Raw genomic sequence first — 20,874 nt, 5'->3', positions numbered from 1 at the left:
GGCGTGCGAAGTCGACCCGGTGACCCGGGTCGCCATGGAAAGTGTACGGGACCCCGGGGGCGCCGGGTGACGGCGCTGTCCACAACCGGTCGGTTGTCCACAGATTCCGCCGGTGCCGGTCATGCGGCGTGCGGGCGGGGCAGCCTGCCGTCATGCACACCATGACGACGCTCCTGCTGCCCCTGACCTTGTCCCTCGTCACCGCTGCGGTGTGGCCCGTCGGCCCACCGCGCCCCGAGGTCCTGCGCGGCTGGGAGCCCCCACCCGGCCCGTACGCATCGGGCCACCGCGGCCTCGACCTCGCGGCCCCACCGGGCGCCGAGGTCCTCGCCCCGGCCCCGGGCACGGTCGGCTTCGCGGGCCCGGTCGCGGGCCGCGGAGTCCTCACGATCACCCTGACGGGCACGGGCAGCCCGCCCTTGCGCACCACCTACGGCCCCGTGGAACCCCTGGTCCGTACCGGCACGGTGGTGAGGGCCGGAGACCCCGTCGCCCGCGTCGCCCCGGGCGGCCACTGCCCGAGGGCCTGCCTCCACTGGGGCCTGCTCCGCGGCGAGAGGTATCTGAACCCCCTGGGGCTGCTGCGCGGCGGACCGTCCCGGCTGCTGCCGGTGACAGGGGGTGCCGCCTGAATCAGGCGCCGCGGATGCCGCCCAGGGCCATCGACACCGCCGCGTCCGCGACGGTCGCGGGGTCCTCGGCCGCGCCGAGTTCGATGCGGCGGACGGCCGCGTCGACCACGCCCTGGAGGAGCATGGCCTCAAGGCGGGGCTGGGGGCGGCCGATGGCGGTGAGGGCGTCGACGATCATGGTGATCAGGCCGCCGTGGGCGGCGCGGATCTTCTCGCGCGCGCCGTCGTCGAGCTCGCTGGCGGAGATCGCGACCACCGCGCGGTGGCGCCGGTCCCCCACCAGCTCGAGCTGGGTGCGGACGTACGCCTCGACCTTGCCCTCTGCGGTGGTGGCGCCGGCCATGGCCGTCTCGACCTCGGCGGCCCAGACGGGGAAGTCGACGGCGCACAGCTCCTCGACGACGGCGGCGCGGGAGCGGAAGTACTCGTAGACCGACGAGCGGGCCAGGCCCGTGCGCTCGGCGAGGGCGGGGAAGGTCAGCGCCTCCGTTCCGCCTTCGGACAGCAGGGATCGCGCGGCGTCCAGCAGGGCGCCGCGCTGCATCGTCCGGTGCTCGGCCACGCTGGCCGCTCGAATCCTTGGCACGGCTCCACTGTACGGCCGCGATGCGCCGCCCGGTCAGCGCCCTACGTCGGCCAGCTTGGCGCGCAACTGGAGGACGGACTTGGTGTGGATCTGGCTGACGCGGCTCTCGGTGACGCCGAGGACATGGCCGATCTCGGCGAGGGTGAGGCCCTCGTAGTAGTAGAGCGTGACGACGGTCTTCTCCCGCTCGGGGAGGGTGTTGATGGCGCGGGCGAGGAGTCTGCGCAGCTCACGGTCCTCGGCGACCTCGACCGGGTTGTCGGCTGCGGTGTCCTCCAGGGTGTCCATGAGGGACAGCCGGTCGCCGCCCTCGCCGCCGACGTGCAGGAGCTCTTCGAGGGCGACGACGTTGGCCAGGGACAACTGGCTGAAGACGGAGTGGAGTTCCTCCAGGGTGATGCCCATCTCGGTGGCGACCTCGGCCTCGGAGGGGGTGCGCCGCAGCTGCGCCTCCAGGGTGGCGTAAGCGCGTTCGACGTTGCGGGCCTTCTGGCGGACGGAACGGGGAATCCAGTCGAGCGCCCGGAGCTCGTCGATCATCGCGCCGCGGATGCGGGTGATGGCGTAGGTCTCGAACTTGATGGCCCGATCGACATCGAACTTCTCGATGGCGTCGATGAGTCCGAACACCCCGGAGGAGACGAAGTCGGCCTGCTCGACGTTGGAGGGCAGACCGACGCTGACACGTCCGGCGACGTATTTCACGAGGGGCGAGTAGTGCAGGATCAGCTGTTCCCGCAGCCGCTCGTCGCCGGTGTCCTTGTACGAGCGCCACAGCTCGTCGAGCGAGGTCGGTGCGGGCGGTCGCACGGTGCCCCGGGCTGCTGGGGGCACCGCAGCGCGGTCAGACCCGGAGGTGTGCTGGGGCATGCGTCGCCTTGAGCCGTTCTGCTGTCGGGTGCGGAGGATTCGGTCCGGTTGTCGGGCGGGGAAACCTCGTGAGCGTAGCGTGAGTGGGCTGTCGCGGTGAGCGAACATCGGTGGATCGCGCCGGTCCGGGTGGGTACCGTCGGCCACATCTTCGAACGGGGGCCGTGGCGCGGGTCGACCCCTCGGGTGCGGCCGAGAGAACTCCAATGCTCATCGCGTTCACCATTTCACCCGATTGCTCCAGGTCAAGTACCGCCATGCCGGGCGTTCGACGCTTCTGTCCGCCTGTTCGTCAACTGCCAGTCGTCCTTTCGCCGTTCGACGAACCCCAGGGAGTGGAGTTCGTACAGCTTGGCGAGGGTGTGGTCGGGGTGGGTGCCGGCGCGGGCGGCGATGGCGGTCAGGGGTGCGGGGTCGTGGCCGGGGAGGGCTTCGAGGACGCGGGCGGTGGCGGGGGCGAGGAGGTCGCGGGGCAGGACGGGGCCGCGGCGGGGCGGGGCGAGCTGGCCGATGGAGCCGACGAGCTCGACGATCTCGGCGGCGTCGGTGACGAGGGTGGCCTCACCTCGCAGCAGTTCGTGGACTCCGGCGGAGAGCCCGCTGGTCACGGGGCCGGGGATGCCCATGGTGTGGCGGCCGAGCGAGGCTGCGGCGCGGGCGGTGACGAGGGAGCCGCTGCGGTACTGGGCCTCGACCACGACGGTGCCGCGGGTGAGGGCGGCGATCACGCGGTTGCGCAGGATGAAGCGGCTGCGCGTGGGGTGGGCGCCGGGCGGTAGTTCGCCGATGACGAGGCCCTGTTCGGTGATGCGCCGGATGAGTGCGGCGTGGCCGCGGGGGTAGGCGACGTCGACTCCGCAGGCGAGGACGGCGACGGTGGCGCCGCCGGAGCCGAGGGCGCCGCGGTGGGCGGCGCCGTCGATACCGAAGGCGGCGCCGGAGACCACCACCCAGCCGCGTTCCGCGAGGCCGGCGGCGAGGGTGGCGGCGGTGTGGGCGCCGTAGGGGGTGCAGGCGCGGGCGCCGACGACGGCGACGGAGCGCAGGGCCCAGCCGCGCAGGTCGGCGGGGCCGCGGACCCAGAGGCCGATGGGGCGGGCGTCTTCCAGGTCGTCGAGTTGACGGGGCCACTCGGTGTCGCCGGGGACGAGGAAGCGTCCGCCGAGCCGGGTGACGAGCTCGAGGTCCCGCTCGGGCGCGGCGGTACGGGCGCGGCGGCGCCAGCCTTCGACCCGCCCGGCGCCGGTCCCGGGGAAGGGTTCCGCCTCCGACGGGTCCGACGGGGCCTCCCGGTCCCGTACCCCGCCGTCCTCCTCCCGGAGGAGTTCCAGGAAGCGGGCGGCGCCGTGGCGGCGCAGGGCGCGGCCGGCGTGCTCGTCGCCGGGTTCGACGATGTGGGTGAGGGCGGCGCGGGCGAGGCGGTCGTGGTCGGGGGCGGTCATGTCCACTCCCCCGCGGCGATGGGAACGCCTCGGGCGATGCCGGTGCGAAGTTCGAGGGCGAGGGCGAGGTCCTCGGCTTCGGGGCGGTCGTGGCCGGCGAGGTCGGCGACGGTCCAGGCGACGCGCAGCACCCGGTCGAGGCCGCGGGCGGTGAGCAGGCCGCGGTCGATGTCGCGTTCGGCGGCGGCGAGGGCGCCGGGCGCGGCGGCGTAGCGGGTGCGCAGTTCGTGGCCGGGGACTTCGCTGTTCACGGTCCAGGGGGTGCCGTCGAGGCGGGCGGCGGCGCGGCCTCTGGCCTCGCGGACGCGGTCGGCGACGGCGCTGCTGGCTTCGCCCCGGCTGCCGTGGCCGAGGAGGTCGGAGCGGGTGACGGGTTCGACTTCGACGCGTAGGTCGACGCGGTCGAGGAGGGGGCCGGAGAGGCGGGCCTGGTAGCGGCGGATGAGGGAGGCGGGGCAGTCGCAGCCGGTGCCGTGGAGGGTGTGGCGGCCGCAGGGGCAGGGGTTGGCGGCGAGGGTGAGCAGGAAGCGGGCGGGGAGCCGGACGACTCCGGCGGCCCGGGCGACGACGACGTGGCCGGATTCGAGGGGTTGGCGCAGGGCGTCGAGGGACTTGGTGGAGAATTCGGGCGCTTCGTCCAGGAAGAGGACCCCTCGGTGGGCGAGCGAGACGGCGCCGGGGCGGGGCAGTCCGTTGCCGCCGCCGACGAGGGACTGCATGGTCGCGGAGTGGTGAGGTGCGCAGTAGGGCGGGCGGTGGACGAGGGGTTCGCCGGGCGGGAGGATGCCGGCGACCGAGTGGACGGCGGTGACTTCCAGGGACTCCTGCCGGGTGAGCGGGGGCAGGATGCCGGGGAGCCGTTCGGCGAGCATGGTCTTGCCGGCGCCGGGTGGTCCGGAGAGCAGCAGGTGGTGGCTGCCGGCGGCGGCGATCTCCAGGGCGCGGCGGGCGGTGTGCTGGCCCGCGACGTCGCCGAGGTCGGGTCCGTCGGCGGGGTCGGCGGCCAGGCCCGTGCCGACTCCGGCGCCGGGGACGAGGAGTCCGGCGAGCATGGGGTCGGGCCTGCCGTCCTCCAGGGCTTCCTCTTCGGGGACGGGTTCGTCGGAGAGGACGGCGATGAGCTGGCGCAGGCTGCGGATGCCGAGGACGGAGATGCCGGGCACGAGGGCGGCTTCGCCCGCGGTCTGCTCGGGGACGACGACCTGCCGGTATCCGGCGTCGGCGGCGGCGAGCACGGCGGGCAGGACGCCCCGCACGGGCCGGACGCGGCCGTCGAGGCCGAGTTCGCCGATGAGGACGAGGTCGGCGATCGCGCGGGGGTCGATGCGTTCGGCGGCGCCGAGGACGGCGGCCGCCACGGCGAGGTCGAATCCCGAGCCGCCCTTGGGGACGGAGGCGGGGCTGAGGCCGACGGTGAGTTTCTTCTGTGGCCATTCGGCGTCGGAGTTGACGACGGCGGCGCGGACGCGGTCGCGGCTTTCGGTGAGGCTCTTGTCGGGGAGTCCGACGAGGGTGAAGGCGGCGACTCCGGGCTCGAGGTCGGCCTGGACCTCGACGACGACGCCTTCGACGCCGACGAGGGCGACGGAGCAGGTGCGGGCGAATCCCATCACGCCACCCCCTGGGCGTGGGTGAGGACGGGTGCGCCCCTGCGGGGCAGGACGACGCCGATCAGGTCGATCCGGACGCCGCCGCCCGCGGGTGGTCCGCCGTGCCGGTCGAGCCAGCAGGCTGCGAGGCGGCGCAGTCGCTCGGCCTTGTGCGGGGTGACGGCGGCCATGGGGTGCTCGAAGGCTCCCTCGCGGCGGGTCTTGACCTCGCAGACGACGAGGGTGTCGCCGTCGCGGGCGACGATGTCGATCTCTCCGGTGCGGCCGCAGCGCCAGTTCCTGGCGAGGACGTGCAGGCCGGTCGCGGTGAGCGTGCGGACGGCGAGCTCTTCCCCGTACCGCCCGAGTGCTCCGGTTGCGTTCATTCGGTACCACCTCCGGCACCGACTGTGACGCTTCGCGACGCTGCGTGTGCGGCGCTGTGGACGGACGGCCCGTTGTGGAAAACCCGGCCACTCCTACGGGTGGTCCTGCCTCAGCGGCCTCAGCTGCCGGGGAGCTCCAGGTCGCTCTTGTTCAGCTCCTCGATGTTCACGTCCTTGAACGTGAGGACGCGGACCTGCTTGACGAACCTGGCGGGCCGGTACATGTCCCAGACCCAGGCATCGGCCATCGAGACCTCGAAGAAGACCTCGCCCTGGACCGAGTGCACCTGCATCTCGTAGTCGTTGGTGAGGTAGAAGCGCCGCTCGGTCTCGATCACGTATTTGAACAGCCCGACGACGTCGCGGTACTCCCGGTAGAGCTTCAGCTCCATCTCGGTCTCGTACTTCTCGAGGTCCTCGGCGCTCATGGCATGTTCCCCTTCAGCCGTGCGTCCCCCTATTGTGCGCCAGTCGCCCAGGCCCCTAAACGATTTCCGGGGCGAGAACGAGCGGCACGCTCGGGGGTCCGTCGTCGAGCAGGTTGCGGACCAGCTCGGCGAGTCTGTTGGGGTACACCGTCTCACGGGCCGCCGACAGTTCGGCGGAGGTCCACCACCTCAGGCCCGCGACGCTGCGGGCCTCCAGTTCGGTGAGGCCGGCGGGCGCGGTCTCGGTCTGGGAGGTGCGGGCCAGGTAGTACCACTCGTCCTGGTCCCAGCGGCGGCCGTCGAAGGGGAACGAGCAGTAGCGCTGCCACACCACCGGGCCGAGCTCGACCTCGGTGATCCCGGTCTCCTCGGCGAGCTCGCGCAGCGCGGCCTGCTCGCGGGTCTCGTCGCCCTCCAGGCCGCCGCCGGGGGTGAACCACCAGGTCTGCGCGGGGTCGTCGGGCTCGTAGCCGTGAAGAAGCAGGATCCGGTCGTCGGGGTCGAGCAGGACGACTCGTGCCACCCGCCGGGCCTCCGTCATGCCCTCACCGCCTCCTTGGCGCTCCCGGGCTTCCCGGGGCTCCCCGGCTTCCCATCCGTCGTGCCCCGCCGCTTCCCGCCCGCGAGCCGGGCCAGCGGCCCGTACGCGGCCCCGGCCAGGATCAGTACGCACCCGGCGACGATCGCGTAGAAGAGCGAGGCGACCGGTCCGGGCTCCGAGATGCCGCCGGGCAGGGCCGCGAAGCCGGCCGGCCGCTGTACGACGCCCTTGGCGGGCCAGGCGACGGCGTCCACGCGGGCGGCGACGGCCGAGGCGGGCACGGAGCCGTGGCCGGCCTCCTGGAGGTGGGCGCGGGAGTCCATCGAGGTGTGCCGCTCGTCGCCGAGGAGGAAGAGCTTCCCGGCCGGGACGGTCACGGAGAACGTCGTACCGGAGACGACCTTGCCCGCCGCCAGATACGGTTCGTCGATCGGCTTGCCGTTGATCGTCAGCCGCCCGTCGGCGCCGCAGCAGGCGACGGTGTCGCCGCCGACGCCGACGACCCGCTTGACCATGGTCACGTCGCCCCAGAGCGGGTCGTTGAAGACCACGATGTCGCCGCGCCTGACCTCCGCGCCGTCGATGCGCTGGGCGAGCACCTTGGAGCCGACGTCGAGCGTCGGCGTCATGGAGTCACTGGGCACCGTGTACGGCTGGTAGAGCACGGCCCCGAGGACGAAGCCGCCGAGGAAGAGCACACAGCCGACGGCCACGGCCAGCCCCGACAGCACGCTGCCGAGGCGGCCGCGGCCGCCTTCCGGACGTTCCCTACGCGGTGTGACGCTCATGGGCACCCCAGGACTCGAAGATCCACCGGCCGCCCTGTCGACGGTCCGGGAGGGCACCCTACCCGCGGGTCGCTACTCCGCGGTATGACGTGCGACGAGCTTCTTGCGCCGCCACAGCACCAGCGGAAGCGCTCCGGCGAGGCCCGCGGCACCCGGGGCGACGGCCAGGGCCTGGCTGAGTCCGGGCTGGTCGAAGGTGGCCGGCACCGGCAGGGTGGCCCAGCGGGTCACCGGCCAGGCGATGACGACGGCCCGGCCGACGACCTCGTCGTTGGAGACGGTACCGCCGCCCGCGAGCTCCTGGTGGTATCGGGAGTCCAGCGAGTTCTGCCGGTTGTCGCCCATGACCCAGATCCGGCCCTCGGGGACCTTGATCGGGCCGAAGGCGGGCTCACAGGGCAGCGAGCCGGGGTAGAGGTAGGAGGTCTCGTCGAGCTCCTTGCCGTTGAGGACGACCTTGCCGCCCTCCTTGCAGGAGACCGTGTCGCCGCCGACCGCGATGACCCGCTTGATCAGGTCCTTCTCCTCGGCGGACGGCATGAGGCCGATGAAGCTCAGGACCTTCTGCAACACGTTGGGCTCGGGGGTCTTGCCCTCTTCGAGCCAGCCGCCCGGGTCGTGGAAGACGACGACCTCGCCGCGCTCGGGCTCGGAGCCGAACCACGGGGTGAGCTTGTCGACGAGGACCCGGTCGCCCCGCTGCAGGGTGTTCATCATCGAGTCCGAGGGGATCGAGAACGCCTGCACCAGGAAAGTCTTGATCAGCAGCGCGAGAACCAGCGCGATGCCGATGAGCAGGGGCAGCTCACGCCAGAAGGAACGCTGCTTCCTCGCGTCCCTGCCGCGCCCGGGACCGTCTTCGCCGTGCCCGTCGCCGGTGCCGTCGGCCGAGGTGTCGCCGGACGGGGCGGTGCCACGGTCAGGACCCTGGTCGGAGCCCTGGTCGGAGCCCTGGTCACCGTTCGGACGGCCCGTCGAGTCATCCGTCATGGCCGCTCCAGGTTGGGCGGGCCGATCGGGCCTCTTCTCGGGCTCGTCGTGTCCGGATCGTGCGCCGACGGCCAAATCCCCCACATCCACTCCTCAATCCGTGCAACCGCCCGTCCCGGAACAGGGACAGGCCCACCACTCCCATAACGAGCGGGAGTTCCGCAGGGGTCGGGAGCCAGGGCAATCCGTTCAGATTCCGCTGGGACACACTATGCGACAGACCCTGCGCTTCCGCGCCGCTCACCGCGCCGACATCGGGTACGGAGGCGAATGTGGACCGCTCCGCAAGACGCCGCCAGTGACCGACGGGCCAGGCGATGACGACGGCCCGGCCCACGACCTGCTCCTCGGCGACGGTCCCGTGGTCCTTCTCGTCGAGGTGGAAGCGCGAGTCCGCGGAGTCGGAGCGGTGGTCGCCCATGACGAAGATCCTCCCCTGCGGGACCTTCACCTCGAAGGGGATCTTCGAAGGTTCGTTCCCCGGGTGCAGATACGGTTCGTCCAACGGTACGCCGTTGACGGTGATCCGCCCGTCCTTGCCGCAGCACTTCACGGTGTCCCCGCCGACCGCGATGACCCGCTTGATCAGGTCCTGCTCGTCGGCCGAGGGCAGCAGCCCGATGAAGGTCAGCGCCTGCTTGACCTGTTTGACGCCCACCGGGTCGTCGGCGGGCGGCGAGGTCTCCGCCTGGAGCCAGTTGCCCGGGTCCCTGAAGACGACGACGTCACCGCGCTGCGGCTTCGCACCGAACCAGGGCGTCAGCTTGTCGACGAGCACCCGGTCGTCGATGCGGATCGTCTGCTCCATCGAGCCGGACGGGATCACGAAGGCCTGCACGAGGAAGGTCTTCAGGACCAGGGCGATGAGGACGGCGACGGTGATGAGGAGGGGGATCTCCTTGATGGCGGAGCGCTGCCGGCGCCGCTTCACCTTGCGGGCGAGCCTGCGCCGCTCGGCGCGCCCCGGCAGCGGACGGACCTCGTCCTCCGGGTAGGGGGCGGCGGCTCCGCGGCCGCCCTCGGGCGCCTTGCCGCGCCTACCCACGGCCTTGCCCGCCGCCTGGCCCGGCGGGGCCGGTGCCGGCGTGACCCGTTCCGCCATGGCCGTCCGCCGCCCAGTCGGGTACGGCGGCGAAGGCGTCGGTCTCGGCGACGGTGGACCAGCGGCCGACGGGCCAGCCGATCCAGTCCGCGCGGCCCACGACCTTGTCGACCGGGACCATCCCGCCGCCGGGCTGCCCCAGGTGGTCGCGGGAGTCGCTGGACTGGCTGCGGTGGTCGCCCATCACCCACAGGGTGCCCGGGGGCACGACGATGTCGAACGGCACCCTGGAGGGCTGGTCACCCAGCATCACGTACCGCTCCTGGACGGGGACGCCGTTGACGCTGATCCGGCCGTCCTTGTCGCAGCAGACCACCCGGTCGCCGCCGGTGCCGACGACCCGCTTCACGAAGTCGGTCTCGTCGGGCTCCGCGAGGCCGAGCGCGGCGGCCGCGTCGTGCAGCGCGCCAGTGACCGGGTTCCCGCCCTGCTCCTCCTGGACGAAGGAGCCGGTGCCGTCGAAGACGACGACGTCACCGCGGCGCGGCTGGTCGCCGAAACGGTACGCCAGCTTGTTGACCAGGATCCGGTCGCCGACCTGCAGGGTGGGCTCCATGGAGCCGCTGGGCACCAGGAAGGGCTGCAGCACGAAGTGGCTGAACAGCAGCAGGAAGACCATGCAGGCGACGCCGACCAGACCCGTACCGCGCCAGGTCAGAGCCCCGGACATGCGCGCGGAGCGCGACCGCTCCTCCTCGTCGGAAGAGCGATCGCGCTCCGTGTGCTGTGCTTCGGTGTCCATCGGGGGCAGAGCCTATCCCGCCGCCCTGTGGGCCGGAGCTCAGTTGTCGCGCTTCTCCTTGATCTTGGCAGCCTTGCCGCGCAGCTCACGGAGGTAGTAGAGCTTGGCGCGACGGACGTCACCGCGGGAGACGAGCTCGATCTTCTCGAAGATCGGGCTGTTCACCGGGAAGGTGCGCTCGACGCCGACGGAGAACGAGACCTTGCGGACCGTGAAGGTCTCGCTGACGCCCGAGCCCTGACGGCGGATGACGACGCCCTTGAACTGCTGGATACGGGAGCGGTTGCCCTCGATGACGCGAACGTGGACGTTCACGGTGTCGCCGGGGCGGAAGGCCGGGACGTCGGAGCGCAGCGAACCGGCGTTGACCTGGTCGAGCAGGGAGGCCATGGAGGTCTCTTTCCTCGCTGATGCCACAGGTCATCAGCGGAACGTAAGAATGATCGGGATCGCCGTCCGACCTTGGCGGGCGTCGTTCCCCCTGTGGCAGGGGCGCGCGCCGGACGTACGGCAGCTGCTCATTCTTCCACGCTGTCGGGCCTGCGCCAAAATCGGCCACCGGGCTCGGGGGCCCAGCCCAGCATCGAGAGGATCTCGCGGTCCTTCTTGTCGAAGGCCGCGGGGTCGCAGCGCTCGATGAGATCGGGCCGGTTGGCCGCGGTGCGCCGGAAGGCCTCGTCGCGCCGCCAGCGCGCGATCTTCCCGTGGTGCCCGCTGAGAAGCACGTCGGGGATGGCGCGGCCGCGCCACTCGGGCGGCTTGGTGTAGACGGGGCCTTCCAGGAGGTTGGCCATGGCGCCGGGGGCGAAGGAGTCGTCCCGGTGCGACTCGGCGTTGCCGAGGACGCCGGGCAGGAGCCGGGCGACGGCCTCGGTGACGACGAGGACGGCGGCCTCCCCGCCGGCCAGCACGTAGTCGCCGATGGACACCTCGTAGACCGGCATCCGGGTGGCGTACTCGTCGATGACGCGGCGGTCGATGCCCTCGTAACGGGCCGGCGTGAAGATCAGCCAGGGCCGCTCGGAGAGCTCGACGGCGAGTTCCTGGGTGAAGGGGCGGCCGCTGGGGGTCGGGACGACGAGGACGGGGCCGTGCGCGCCGGCCTCGAAGCCGTCGGCGAGGGTCTGGTCCAGGGCGTCGCCCCAGGGCTCGGTCTTCATGACCATGCCGGGGCCGCCGCCGTACGGGGTGTCGTCGACGGTGTTGTGCCGGTCGTAGGTCCAGTCGCGCAGATGGTGGACGTGTACGTCGAGCTGGCCGCGGGCGCGGGCCTTGCCGACCAGCGAGACGTTCAGCGGTTCCAGGTACTCGGGGAAGATCGTGACGACGTCGAGACGCATCAGGAGGCGTCCTTGTCCGAGCCCGGCTCCGACCCCGACCCCGAGTCCGACCCCGGGTGGGCCTCGTCGGCGCCTTCGGCTTCGGCGTCGCGCGCGGAGGCGACGACCGCCTCGCTGTCGTCGATCAGGCCCGGCGGGGGGTCGATCACGGCGCGCTGGTTCTCCAGGTCGATCTCGGTGACGATCTCCGAGACGAAGGGGATCATCAGCTCGCTGCCGTCGGGCCGCTCCACGATGAAGAGGTCCTGGGACGGCAGGTGGGAGATCTCGGAGATCACGCCGATCTCGGTGCCGTCGGCGAGGACGACGTCGAGGTCCATGAGCTGGTGGTCGTAGTACTCGTCCTCCTCCTCGGGCATCTCGTCGGGGTCGACGTCCGCGATGAGCAGGATGTTGCGCAGGGCCTCGGCGGCGTTGCGGTCGGCGACGCCCTCGAAGCGCAGCAGCAGCCGGCCGCTGTGCACCCGGCCGGTCTGGATGGTGAGCGGCCCGGCGGAGGCCGGGTCGGTGGCCAGGACGGCGCCGGGGCCGAGCCGCAGCTCGGGCTCGTCGGTCCGCACCTCGACGGTGACCTCGCCCTTGATGCCGTGGGCGCGGCCGATCCGCGCGACTACCAACTGCACTGGTGAACTCTCCTGTCGTACGACAACGGGCCGGGGCGGGCTCGAAAAGCCCTCCCCGGCCCGTGCCGGCGCATCTTCAAGAAAACGCTGCCGACTTGATCAGCGGACCTGGTCCACGTCGACGAGGTCGACTCGGATACCGCGACCGCCGATGGCACCCACGACGGTACGCAGCGCACGCGCGGTGCGGCCGTTGCGGCCGATCACCTTGCCGAGGTCATCCGGGTGGACCCGGACCTCGAGTACGCGACCGCGGCGCAGGTTGCGCGAGGCGACCTGCACGTCGTCGGGGTTGTCGACAATGCCCTTCACGAGGTGCTCGAGAGCCTCCTCGAGCATGATCAGGCCTCGGTCGACTCGGTGGACTCGGCCTCAGCCTCGTCCGCCTTCTTGTCGGCCTTCTTGGCCTTGGGGGTGATGGCCTCACCCTTGGCCTCGTCGCCCTCGAGAGCCTTCGCGAACTCGTCGAACGAGGCGCGCTTGGCTTCCTTGGTCGCCGGGGCGAGCAGCGGCTTCTCCGGGGCCGGGAGGCCCTTGTGCTTCTGCCAGTCGCCGGTGAGCTTCAGGATGGCGAGAACCGGCTCGGTCGGCTGGGCACCGACGGACAGCCAGTACTGCGCGCGCTCCGAGTCGACCTCGATGCGCGACGGGTTGTACGTGGGGTGGTACAGACCGATCTCCTCGATCGCACGACCATCGCGGCGGGTGCGCGAGTCGGCGACGACGATGCGGTAGTGCGGCTGGCGAATCTTGCCGAGGCGCTTGAGCTTGATCTTGACTGCCACTGGAGTGGTGTCTCCTGGTCTTGACGTGGTTGGGCACTTGAGATGCCACGTGGGGTTGCGGTACTCGGGTGCCCGATGGACGCGTCAGCCGGAGGAGAGAGGGGTCCTATGCGACTGTCGAGTACAGCTAGCCATTGTGCCACACACCGCGGGGTCAGCTTGCGGCGCCCACCGTCTCCGGGATGCGGAACGGCTTGCCACAGCCGCCGCAGACGATCGGCGCCTGGGCGAGCACGGACGGGACCACGCGCACATTGCGCCCACAGTCGCACACGGCCTTGACCCGCACGCCGCCGCCAGAGGAGCCGTGCCGGGCGGCCGGTCCGCGGAAGGAGCGCTTGGTGTCGGCGGCGGTCGCGACGGTGTGGGCCTTCAGGGCGCGCTGGAGCCGTTCGATGGTGGGGCGGTAGCGCCGCCTGGCCTCCGCGTTCAGCGTGACCAGGGAGAAGCCGCTGCTGGCGTGCGGCTCCTCGGGATGGTCGAGGCCCAGCTCCTCGGCGATCGCCAGGAATCTGCGGTTGTGGTAGCGGCCGGCCCGGGAAGTGTCGCGGACACCTCGGGCGGCGGCGATGCCGTGGACTGCCTCGTGGAGCAGCCGTTCGAAGGAGAGCTCGGCGCCGCAGGCGGACGAGGACTCTCCGATCAGGGACTCGGGCGCGGCAAGGTCGGGCAGTTCGGGGTGGTGCCGCTGAATGTCGGCCCACGCCTGTGCCAGCTCTGCGGCGAGAACAGGTGGTGTCGTGCTCACGTCGGGTCTAACGAGCCGGATCCCGTCCGGGTTCCATTCCGGGGCATCTCAAATATTTTGCACGTACCCGTCAGTTGGGCTCGATGCGCGCCATGCCGGTGCGTACGGCGCATACGCCCCGGCGCGCGGGGCCTGCCCATGCGCCGAGAGGGACAGTATCGGGTGCCTGCCCGAAGTCGGGCACCGCCCCCTCTCGTACGCAAGTCGTCCGGTGTGAGCACTGGACGCGGGCGGTGATGCGCAGTTCCCTGACTACGGGGGGTTGTCGTCCAGGCACGGATAGGGGCGCTTTCCATGACACCTACGCTCGTCCCGCACCACCCCGCGCGCGACTGGGCAGAGATCCAGGAACGCATGCTCGTCCCCCTCTACGAGGCGGTGTACGACCGGCTCGGCGTCGGCGCCCGGTCCCGGGTCCTCGGCCTGGGCTGCGGTTCCGGCCTCGCGCTGCTGATGGCGGCGGGGCGGGGCGCGCGGGTGGCCGGCGTGGACCGGGACCACGCGCGCCTGGCGCTGGCCCGGGAGCGGCTGCCCGAGGGGGCGGTGAGCACGGCGGGGGTGCCCGAGGGCGGCCCGTACGACGTGATCACGGCCTTCCATACGGACGCGGGACTCGGCGAGGAGCTGGCGGCACTCACCCGTTCGGCCCAGCCCGGCGCGGCGGTCGTCGTCGCGGGCTGGGGTCCCCCCGAGCGGTGTGCGACGGCCTCGGTGCTTCGGGTCGCGGCGCGCCTGACGGGCTGGCGCCCGTCGGAGCGCGACGACCTTGAGGAGGTGGTCGCCGAGGCGGGGCTGCGGCCGGAGGGTTCGGGCCGGGTGGCGTGCCCGTTCGGCTACGCGGACCGGGACAGCGCGGTGCGCGGGCTGCTGTCGACGGGCGACTTCGACGCGGCGGTCCGGGCGACCGATCCGGACCAGGTGGAGAAGGAACTCCTGGAGGCGCTGGAGCCGTTCGTCCGCGCGGACGGCACGGTGTGGATGGCGAACGTCTTCCGCTACGTGATCGCCCGGGTGCCGTAGAGAGCACCTGGACGCGCCCTACGGCTCCTCCTCCTTCTTCAGGCGCGGGATTCCCGCCGCCCGGTAGGCCGCCTCCTCCTCCAGGGTCTCGCTCTCCAGGAGGGCCTCGGCGAGGGCGTCGAGCTTGTCGCGGTTCTCGCGGAGCCGGCGGACGGCGCTCTCGTAGCACTCGTCGACGATGCGCCGCATCTCGTGCTCGACCGCGTCGAGGGTGGCGGGCGCCGCCGACAGGCCGTACGCCTGCTGGGCGTCGCTGGGGATGGCGGTGAGCCGGCCGACCCGGTCGCTCATGCCCCAGCGGCCGACCATGCCGCGGGCGATGTTGGTGACCTGCTCCAGGTCGCTCTCGGCGCCGGTGGTGACGACGTCGAAGACGACCCGTTCGGCCGCCATGCCTCCGAGGGCTCCGATGATCCGGCCGCGCAGGTACTCCTCTGTGTAGGCGTACTTGTCGGCCTCGGGGGTGGAGAGGGTGACGCCGAGGGCGCGGCCGCGCGGCACGATGGTGATCTTGCGGACGGGGTCGGCGCCGGGCTGGAGCATGCCGAGCAGGGCGTGGCCGCTCTCGTGGTACGCGGTGCGGCGGCGTTCCTCGGCGGGCATGACGAGGGGGCGCTCGGCGCCGAGCTGTACCTTCTCCAGGGCGTCGGAGAGATCGGACTGGGTGACGGCCCGCTGCTGGCGTTTGACGGCGAGCAGGGCGGCCTCGTTGGCGAGGTTGGCGAGTTCGGCGCCGGTCATGCCGGGGGTGGTCTTGGCCACGTGCTGGAGGTCGACGTCCTTGGCGAGGGGGATCTCGCGGGTGTGGATCCGCAGGATGGCCTCGCGGCCGCCGCGGTCGGGCGGGTTGACGTGGACGACCCGGTCGAAGCGGCCGGGGCGGGTCAGGGCGGGGTCGAGGACGTCGGCGCGGTTGGTGGCGGCGAGCACGATGACGCCTTCGGAACCGGTGAACCCGTCCATCTCGGTGAGGATCTGGTTGAGGGTCTGCTCGCGCTCGTCGTGGCCGCCCATGCCGGCCCCGGCGCCGCGGGCCCGGCCGATGGTGTCGATCTCGTCGATGAAGATGATCGCCGGGGCGACCTTGCGGGCCTCGGCGAACAGTTCGCGTACGCGGGAGGCGCCGACGCCGACGATCATCTCGATGAACTCGGAGGCGGAGGCGGAGAAGAAGGGGACGCCCGCCTCGCCGGCGACGGCCCGGGCGAGGAGCGTCTTGCCGGTTCCGGGCGGCCCGGCGAGCAGCACGCCGCGGGGCATCTTGGCGCCCATCTCGCGGTAGGCGCCGGGGTTCTTGAGGAAGTCGACGACGTCGTTGAGCTCGCCCTCGACCTCGTCGATGCCGGCGACGTCGTCGAAGGTGGTGCGCTTGCCGCCCTCCAGCTCGACCGGTTTCGGCGGGGCCTTGCGGCCGAGCATGCCGCCCGCGCCGCCCATGCCGGCGCTCATCCGGCGGGCGATGAACACCCACAGCAGGACGAGCAGCAGCATCGGTGCGAGCGAGATGAGCAGGTTGGCCAGGAAGCTGCGTTCCTGGACCACGGGCTCGGCGGTGACGGTGACCTTCTGCTTGCTGAGCTGGGCCCACAGGTCGTCGTCGGCGAAGGCGGGGCGCTGGGTCTGGAACTTGGTGTAGTCGCCGTCGCCGTCGGGGACGGGCTGCTTGTTCTTCAGCTGTCCCTGGATGGCGTCGCCCTTGGAGTAGATCTTGGAGACGTTGCCGGCGGCGACCTGCTTGTCGAACTCGGTGTACGAGATGGTCGGCCCGTCGCCCTCGTTGAAGAACGACAGGATGAGGTTGGTGATGAGGTAGACGGCGAGGGCGGTGAGGATGAGGCCGCCCCAGCCGCCGGGCATCTTCCTCTTGGACGGCGGGGGTGGCGGGGCCCCTTCCGAGCGCCACGGCTGGTCGGTCCGCTCGCGTGGGGGTACGGGGTTGGCCACGGGCTCTCCTCGGGGCGGCAGTGGCCCCAGTATCGAAGAGCGTCACCTTCCCGGCATTACGGGTGCGCTGATCGAACGAAAAGGGGCCCGCGGCGGTTTCGTACCGCCGCGGGCCCCTGAGTCGTACGGACCGAGCCGTCTGCCGGCTGTCAGCCCATGAACTTCTTGAACTCGTCGGGAAGCTCGAAGTCGCCCGGGCCCTCACCCGCCGCCGGCAGCCCGAACGCGCCACCGGCCTGCGCCTGCTCACGACGCTCCGCCGCGGCCTGCTCCTCGGCCTTCCGCTTCATCGGGTTGCCGCTCTTGCGCTTGCCCTTGGCCTGCTTCTGCTGCTTCTTCTGCCGGCCGGGGCCGCCGCCCATCCCGGGGATGCCGGGCATGCCCGGCATGCCGCCGCCCTGCGCCATGCGGGACATCATCTTGCGGGCCTCGAAGAAGCGCTCGACCAGACCCTTGACCATGCTCACCTCGACGCCGGAGCCGCGGGCGATGCGCGCGCGGCGGGAGCCGTTGATGATCGTGGGGTCCTGGCGCTCGCCCGGGGTCATCGACTTGATGATGGCGGCCGTGCGGTCGACGTCGCGCTCGTCGATGTTGTTGATCTGCTCCTTCATCTGGGCCATGCCGGGCAGCATGCCGAGGAGCTTGGAGATGGAGCCCATCCGGCGGACCTGCTCCATCTGGGCCAGGAAGTCGTCGAGGGTGAAGTCCTGCCCCTTCTTGGACGCCAGCTTGGAGGCCATCTTGGCGGCCTCTTCCTGGCTGAAGGTCTGCTCGGCCTTCTCGATGAGCGAGAGCATGTCGCCCATGCCGAGGATGCGGGACGCCATGCGGTCCGGGTGGAACGCGTCGAAGTCGTCCAGCTTCTCGCCGTTGGAGGCGAACATGATCTGCTTGCCGGTGACGTGCGCGATGGAGAGCGCGGCACCACCGCGGGCGTCGCCGTCGAGCTTGGACAGCACCACGCCGTCGAAGCCGACGCCGTCGCGGAAGGCCTCGGCGGTGTTGACCGCGTCCTGACCGATCATGGCGTCGACGACGAAGAGCACCTCGTCGGGGCTGACGGCGTCGCGGATGTCCGCGGCCTGCTGCATCAGCTCCTGGTCGATGCCGAGGCGGCCGGCGGTGTCGACGATCACGACGTCGTACAGCTTGGTCCGCGCGTACTCGATCGAGTCCTTCGCGACCTGGACCGGGTCGCCGACGCCGTTGCCCGGCTGCGGCCCGTAGAACGCCACGCCGGCGCGCTCGGCGACCACGCCGAGCTGGGTGACGGCGTTGGGGCGCTGGAGGTCGCAGGCGACGAGCAGCGGGGAGTGCCCCTGGCCCTTGAGCCAGAGACCGAGCTTTCCGGCGAGAGTGGTCTTACCGGCACCCTGGAGACCGGCGAGCATGATCACGGTCGGCGCGGTCTTGGCGAACCGCAGGCGGCGGGTCTCGCCGCCGAGGATGCCGATGAGCTCCTCGTTGACGATCTTGATGACCTGCTGGGCCGGGTTCAGCGCCTGGGAGACCTCGGCACCGGCGGCCCGCTCCTTGACCTGCTTGATGAACGTCCGTACGACGGGCAGGGCCACGTCCGCCTCAAGGAGGGCGATACGGATCTCACGCGCGGTGGCGTCGATGTCCGCCTCGGACAGGCGCCCCTTGCCGCGGAGGTTCTTGAATGTCGCTGCAAGGCGGTCGGAGAGGGTATCGAACACGGTGGTCGCGGATCCTCGGTGTCGGGGGCGGGCGTACGGACTGCCCTCCAGGGTATCTGCCCGGCCGAAGGACGTGGCCCCGCCCACCGAAACACCTTTCAGCGCAGCGCCTCCTCCAGCGTCTTCGCCAGCCCCGCCGCCTCCTCCGGGGCCAGGAGGGAGCCGTCCGGGCGGGTCACGTACAGGGTGTCCACCGCGTTCGCGCCCAGGGTCGAGACATGGGCGCTGCGGACGCGGACCTCGGCGCCCTCCAGGGCGCGGCCGATGCGGTGGAGGAGGCCGGGGGCGTCCTGGGCGCGGACCTCAAGGACGGTGGCGAGGCGTGAGTCGGCCGGGGCCACCGTGACCTGGGGCGGCGGGGCAGTGACGCCGCGGCGACGGGGGTACGCGGCATCGCGTTCGGCGAGGCGGGCCGGGATGTCGAGGGAGCCGTCCAGGGCGCGGACCAGGTCGGCCCGGAGCCGGTGGGCCTCCGGCAGGGAGCCGTACTCGGCGGCGACCCGCCAGTCCAGGACGAGCACCGGGCCGTCGCCGAGCTCACAGGGCAGGGCCACGGCGCGCAGCTCGGCGGCGCGGACGGTGAGGCGGTGCAGCGCGAGGACGCCGGCGACGGCGGGCAGCACGCCGGGGCGTTCGGGCAGGGCGACGAGGAGCTCGACGCCCACGGGCTCCGGCTCGCCGGGCGCGTCGGCCAGGGGGTCGGTGTGCAGGGTCAGGACGGGCTCCCCCGTCCGCAGCGCCTCGATGGCGAGGCGTTCCTGTTCGGCGCTGGGCGCGGCGGCCTCCGGGTCGGGCGGCTCCTCCCCCGCGAGCACTCCGGCGACGCGTTTGACGAGGTCGGCCACAAGAGAGGCGCGCCAGGACGACCAGGCGGCCGGTCCGGTGGCGAGGGCGTCGGCCTCGGTGAGGGCGTGCAGCAGTTCCAGGGCGCCGGTGGTGCCGACGGCGGCGGCCACGGTCTGGACGGTGGCGGGGTCGTCGAGGTCGCGCCGGGTGGCGGCCTCGACGAGCAGCAGGTGGTGGCGGACGACGGTGGCGACGACGGCGACGTCGGCGCGGTCGAAGCCGATCCGGGTGGCGACGTCGTGGGCGATGGTCTCGCCGGCGACGGAGTGGTCGCCCGGCCAGCCCTTGCCGATGTCGTGCAGGAGGGCGGCGACGAGCAGCAGGTCGGGCCGGTGGACGCGGCGGGTGAGGGAGGCGGCGCGGACGGCGGTCTCGACGAGGTGCCGGTCGACGGTCCAGGTGTGGACGGGGTTGCGCTGCGGGCGGCAGCGGACCCGCTCCCAGTCGGGCAGCAGCCGCGTGACCAGCCCTTCGGCCTCCAGGGCCTCCCAGACGGGGACGGTGGACTCGCCCGCGCCGAGCAGGGTGACGAGTTCCTCGCGGGCCTCGGCGGGCCAGGGCACGGGCAGCGGCTTCGCCGTGGCGGCCAGCCGGCGTACGGCGTGCAGCGAGAGCGGCAGGCCGGCCTGGGCGGCGGCCGCGGCGGCCCGCAGGGGCAGGACGGGGTCGCGTTCGGGGCGGGCGCTGAGGGCGAGGACGACCTCGCCGTCCATCTCGACGACGCCCTCGGCGAGCGGGGTGCGCTCGACGGGCGGTTTCCCTGCGCCCGGCCGGCCGGCGCCCGCACGGCCGCGGCCGCCGAGGAGGCCGCGCAGCCGGGGGCGGGCCGAGCGGGCCTTGAGGACGCGGTTGACCTCGCGCCAGGTGACGTCGGAGGCGTACGAGATGGTGCGGGCGGCCTCGTACACCTCGCGGAGCAGGGTGTCGGCGTCGAGGAGGCCGAGTTCGGCGGCGACGGCGTCCTGTTCCTGGAGCGCGAGGCGGTCGGTGGCGCGGCCGGTGGCGAGGTGGAGGGCGTCACGGGCGTCGAGGAGACGGCGGCGGGCGTCGTCGAGGCCTTCGCGGGGGGCGTCGGCGAGCCAGGAGGCGGCCACGGCGCGCAGGGCCTGGGCGTCGCGCAGTCCGCCGCGGGCCTCCTTGAGGTCGGGTTCGAGGAGGTACTGGAGCTCGCCGGAGCGTTCGGCGCGCTCGCGGCAGAGGGCGTCGAGTTCGGGGAGGCGGCGGATCGCCTGGTTGCGCCAGTCGGCGAGGACGGCGGTGCGCAGGGTGGCGACGAGGCCGCCGTCGCCGGCGACGGTCCGGGCGTCGAGGAGACCCAGCTGGACCTTGAGGTCCTCGCTCGCGGTCCTGCGGGCCTCGGCGGGGGTGCGTACCGAGTGGTCGAGGGCGAGGCCGAGGTCCCATACGGGGTACCAGACGCGGTCGGCGAGGGTCGCGACGGTGCCGGCGTCGGTGCTGCCGTCGTGCAGGAGCAGGAGGTCGAGGTCGCTGCGCGGGGAGAGTTCGCCGCGCCCGTAGCCGCCGACGGCGACGAGGGCCACCCCGCGCGGTGGGGCCGCGGCGTCGAAGAGGCCGGCCAGCCAGTCGTCGGTGAGCCGGGCCAGGGCGGTACGGCGCGGCGGCCCGGACTGCGCCTTCTCGGTGAGAAGGCGCAGCCGGGCCGCCGCATAGCCGCTGGGTCCCGGATCTTCCGTCGTGTCGCTCTCGTCGAGGCTCGTCACCCAGCGGCTCCTTAGAACGGTTCCCGCGTCTTGAACAGTGCGTCCGGG

Annotated in this window: 22 protein-coding genes; 2 read left to right on the top strand and 20 right to left on the bottom strand. The window is 72.4% G+C overall.

Going from position 1 to position 20,874, the window contains the following annotated elements; translation table 11 throughout:
• The first annotated feature begins 152 nt into the window (after window positions 1-152).
• On the top strand, window positions 153-632 hold the full coding sequence (locus ACIGEZ_RS30215; protein WP_399837284.1) for a murein hydrolase activator EnvC family protein: 480 nt from the start codon (window positions 153-155) through the stop codon (window positions 630-632).
• 1 nt (window position 633) lies between these two features.
• Here the strand turns inward: ACIGEZ_RS30215 and ACIGEZ_RS30210 are convergent, their stop codons facing one another.
• The 17 genes from ACIGEZ_RS30210 to ACIGEZ_RS30130 all read right to left on the bottom strand — a co-directional run bounded on the left by ACIGEZ_RS30210 (window position 634) and on the right by ACIGEZ_RS30130 (window position 13,592).
• Window positions 634-1,194, bottom strand: a complete 561-nt coding sequence (locus ACIGEZ_RS30210; protein WP_399837527.1) for a TetR/AcrR family transcriptional regulator — start codon at window positions 1,192-1,194, stop codon at window positions 634-636.
• A 57-nt stretch (window positions 1,195-1,251) separates the two neighbouring features.
• A complete protein-coding gene (gene whiG / locus ACIGEZ_RS30205) occupies window positions 1,252-2,088 on the bottom strand; it encodes an RNA polymerase sigma factor WhiG (RefSeq protein WP_399837282.1) in 837 nt (278 codons plus the stop codon).
• A 245-nt stretch (window positions 2,089-2,333) separates the two neighbouring features.
• Window positions 2,334-3,530: a DNA-processing protein DprA gene (dprA, locus tag ACIGEZ_RS30200; RefSeq protein WP_399837280.1), complete on the bottom strand. Its 1,197-nt coding sequence runs from the start codon at window positions 3,528-3,530 to the stop codon at window positions 2,334-2,336.
• Window positions 3,527-5,140 (bottom strand): YifB family Mg chelatase-like AAA ATPase, encoded by a 1,614-nt coding sequence (locus ACIGEZ_RS30195; protein ID WP_399837277.1) that lies wholly within the window; start codon window positions 5,138-5,140, stop codon window positions 3,527-3,529. The genes dprA and ACIGEZ_RS30195 overlap by 4 nt, the downstream gene beginning before the upstream one ends.
• Window positions 5,140-5,505, bottom strand: a complete 366-nt coding sequence (locus tag ACIGEZ_RS30190; protein ID WP_399837274.1) for a YraN family protein — start codon at window positions 5,503-5,505, stop codon at window positions 5,140-5,142. Before ACIGEZ_RS30190 ends, ACIGEZ_RS30195 begins: the two co-directional genes overlap by 1 nt.
• A 119-nt stretch (window positions 5,506-5,624) precedes the next feature.
• The gene (locus tag ACIGEZ_RS30185; protein ID WP_005311352.1) at window positions 5,625-5,933 is read right to left on the bottom strand and encodes a DUF2469 domain-containing protein; all 309 of its coding nucleotides are present in this window, start codon (window positions 5,931-5,933) and stop codon (window positions 5,625-5,627) included.
• A 55-nt stretch (window positions 5,934-5,988) separates the two neighbouring features.
• Window positions 5,989-6,474 (bottom strand): NUDIX hydrolase, encoded by a 486-nt coding sequence (locus tag ACIGEZ_RS30180; protein ID WP_399837272.1) that lies wholly within the window; start codon window positions 6,472-6,474, stop codon window positions 5,989-5,991.
• The gene (lepB, locus tag ACIGEZ_RS30175) at window positions 6,471-7,262 is read right to left on the bottom strand and encodes a signal peptidase I (RefSeq protein WP_399837270.1); all 792 of its coding nucleotides are present in this window, start codon (window positions 7,260-7,262) and stop codon (window positions 6,471-6,473) included. The genes ACIGEZ_RS30180 and lepB (ACIGEZ_RS30175) overlap by 4 nt, the downstream gene beginning before the upstream one ends.
• A 72-nt stretch (window positions 7,263-7,334) precedes the next feature.
• Window positions 7,335-8,327, bottom strand: a complete 993-nt coding sequence (gene lepB / locus ACIGEZ_RS30170) for a signal peptidase I (RefSeq protein ID WP_399837524.1) — start codon at window positions 8,325-8,327, stop codon at window positions 7,335-7,337.
• Window positions 8,242-9,297 carry a signal peptidase I gene (lepB, locus tag ACIGEZ_RS30165; protein ID WP_399837522.1) on the bottom strand — a complete coding sequence of 352 codons (1,056 nt, stop codon included), beginning with the start codon at window positions 9,295-9,297 and terminating at the stop codon, window positions 8,242-8,244. The genes lepB (ACIGEZ_RS30170) and lepB (ACIGEZ_RS30165) overlap by 86 nt, the downstream gene beginning before the upstream one ends.
• Window positions 9,290-10,096 (bottom strand): signal peptidase I, encoded by an 807-nt coding sequence (gene lepB / locus ACIGEZ_RS30160; RefSeq protein WP_399837266.1) that lies wholly within the window; start codon window positions 10,094-10,096, stop codon window positions 9,290-9,292. The genes lepB (ACIGEZ_RS30165) and lepB (ACIGEZ_RS30160) overlap by 8 nt, the downstream gene beginning before the upstream one ends.
• Window positions 10,097-10,135: 39 nt before the next feature.
• Window positions 10,136-10,486, bottom strand: a complete 351-nt coding sequence (gene rplS / locus ACIGEZ_RS30155) for a 50S ribosomal protein L19 (protein WP_356697895.1) — start codon at window positions 10,484-10,486, stop codon at window positions 10,136-10,138.
• A 128-nt stretch (window positions 10,487-10,614) separates the two neighbouring features.
• A complete protein-coding gene (trmD, locus tag ACIGEZ_RS30150; RefSeq protein WP_399837262.1) occupies window positions 10,615-11,436 on the bottom strand; it encodes a tRNA (guanosine(37)-N1)-methyltransferase TrmD in 822 nt (273 codons plus the stop codon).
• Window positions 11,436-12,059 (bottom strand): ribosome maturation factor RimM, encoded by a 624-nt coding sequence (gene rimM, locus ACIGEZ_RS30145; protein ID WP_399837259.1) that lies wholly within the window; start codon window positions 12,057-12,059, stop codon window positions 11,436-11,438. The genes trmD and rimM overlap by 1 nt, the downstream gene beginning before the upstream one ends.
• Before the next feature lie 99 nt (window positions 12,060-12,158).
• Window positions 12,159-12,398, bottom strand: a complete 240-nt coding sequence (locus tag ACIGEZ_RS30140; protein ID WP_005311361.1) for an RNA-binding protein — start codon at window positions 12,396-12,398, stop codon at window positions 12,159-12,161.
• Between the two features lie 2 nt (window positions 12,399-12,400).
• Entirely contained in the window at window positions 12,401-12,844 is a 444-nt protein-coding gene (gene rpsP / locus ACIGEZ_RS30135; protein ID WP_399837256.1) for a 30S ribosomal protein S16, read from the bottom strand.
• Window positions 12,845-12,998: 154 nt separating this feature from the next.
• Window positions 12,999-13,592 (bottom strand): hypothetical protein, encoded by a 594-nt coding sequence (locus ACIGEZ_RS30130; protein ID WP_345485364.1) that lies wholly within the window; start codon window positions 13,590-13,592, stop codon window positions 12,999-13,001.
• Between the two features lie 294 nt (window positions 13,593-13,886).
• Here ACIGEZ_RS30130 and ACIGEZ_RS30125 point away from each other — a divergent pair, with 294 nt between their 5' ends.
• Window positions 13,887-14,612 (top strand): class I SAM-dependent methyltransferase, encoded by a 726-nt coding sequence (locus ACIGEZ_RS30125; protein ID WP_399837254.1) that lies wholly within the window; start codon window positions 13,887-13,889, stop codon window positions 14,610-14,612.
• Between the two features lie 18 nt (window positions 14,613-14,630).
• Here the strand turns inward: ACIGEZ_RS30125 and ftsH are convergent, their stop codons facing one another.
• The 3 genes from ftsH to ACIGEZ_RS30110 form a co-directional block, all read right to left on the bottom strand.
• Window positions 14,631-16,556 (bottom strand): ATP-dependent zinc metalloprotease FtsH, encoded by a 1,926-nt coding sequence (gene ftsH / locus ACIGEZ_RS30120; RefSeq protein ID WP_399837250.1) that lies wholly within the window; start codon window positions 16,554-16,556, stop codon window positions 14,631-14,633.
• A gap of 149 nt (window positions 16,557-16,705) precedes the next feature.
• The gene (gene ffh, locus ACIGEZ_RS30115) at window positions 16,706-18,259 is read right to left on the bottom strand and encodes a signal recognition particle protein (protein WP_399837248.1); all 1,554 of its coding nucleotides are present in this window, start codon (window positions 18,257-18,259) and stop codon (window positions 16,706-16,708) included.
• Between the two features lie 98 nt (window positions 18,260-18,357).
• A complete protein-coding gene (locus tag ACIGEZ_RS30110; RefSeq protein WP_399837246.1) occupies window positions 18,358-20,826 on the bottom strand; it encodes a [protein-PII] uridylyltransferase in 2,469 nt (822 codons plus the stop codon).
• Window positions 20,827-20,874: the final 48 nt, after the last annotated feature.

It is taken from the genome of Streptomyces sp. NPDC085481, assembly GCF_044541845.1.
Classification (GTDB): domain Bacteria; phylum Actinomycetota; class Actinomycetes; order Streptomycetales; family Streptomycetaceae; genus Streptomyces.
Note: the sequence above shows the minus strand (reverse complement) of the source record. Positions and strands in the feature narration are given on the sequence as shown.

Coding starts and splice junctions, on each gene's coding strand:
- lepB (WP_399837266.1), bottom strand. CDS start 10,096: ATGGACACCGAAGCACAGCACACGGAGCGCGATCGCTCTTCCGACGAG.
- ACIGEZ_RS30140 (WP_005311361.1), bottom strand. CDS start 12,398: ATGCTCGAGGAGGCTCTCGAGCACCTCGTGAAGGGCATTGTCGACAAC.
- ACIGEZ_RS30180 (WP_399837272.1), bottom strand. CDS start 6,474: ATGACGGAGGCCCGGCGGGTGGCACGAGTCGTCCTGCTCGACCCCGAC.
- whiG (WP_399837282.1), bottom strand. CDS start 2,088: ATGCCCCAGCACACCTCCGGGTCTGACCGCGCTGCGGTGCCCCCAGCA.
- ACIGEZ_RS30185 (WP_005311352.1), bottom strand. CDS start 5,933: ATGAGCGCCGAGGACCTCGAGAAGTACGAGACCGAGATGGAGCTGAAG.
- ACIGEZ_RS30190 (WP_399837274.1), bottom strand. CDS start 5,505: ATGAACGCAACCGGAGCACTCGGGCGGTACGGGGAAGAGCTCGCCGTC.
- lepB (WP_399837270.1), bottom strand. CDS start 7,262: ATGAGCGTCACACCGCGTAGGGAACGTCCGGAAGGCGGCCGCGGCCGC.
- ACIGEZ_RS30215 (WP_399837284.1), top strand. CDS start 153: ATGCACACCATGACGACGCTCCTGCTGCCCCTGACCTTGTCCCTCGTC.
- ACIGEZ_RS30195 (WP_399837277.1), bottom strand. CDS start 5,140: ATGGGATTCGCCCGCACCTGCTCCGTCGCCCTCGTCGGCGTCGAAGGC.
- ACIGEZ_RS30125 (WP_399837254.1), top strand. CDS start 13,887: ATGACACCTACGCTCGTCCCGCACCACCCCGCGCGCGACTGGGCAGAG.
- trmD (WP_399837262.1), bottom strand. CDS start 11,436: ATGCGTCTCGACGTCGTCACGATCTTCCCCGAGTACCTGGAACCGCTG.
- dprA (WP_399837280.1), bottom strand. CDS start 3,530: ATGACCGCCCCCGACCACGACCGCCTCGCCCGCGCCGCCCTCACCCAC.
- rplS (WP_356697895.1), bottom strand. CDS start 10,486: ATGGCCTCCCTGCTCGACCAGGTCAACGCCGGTTCGCTGCGCTCCGAC.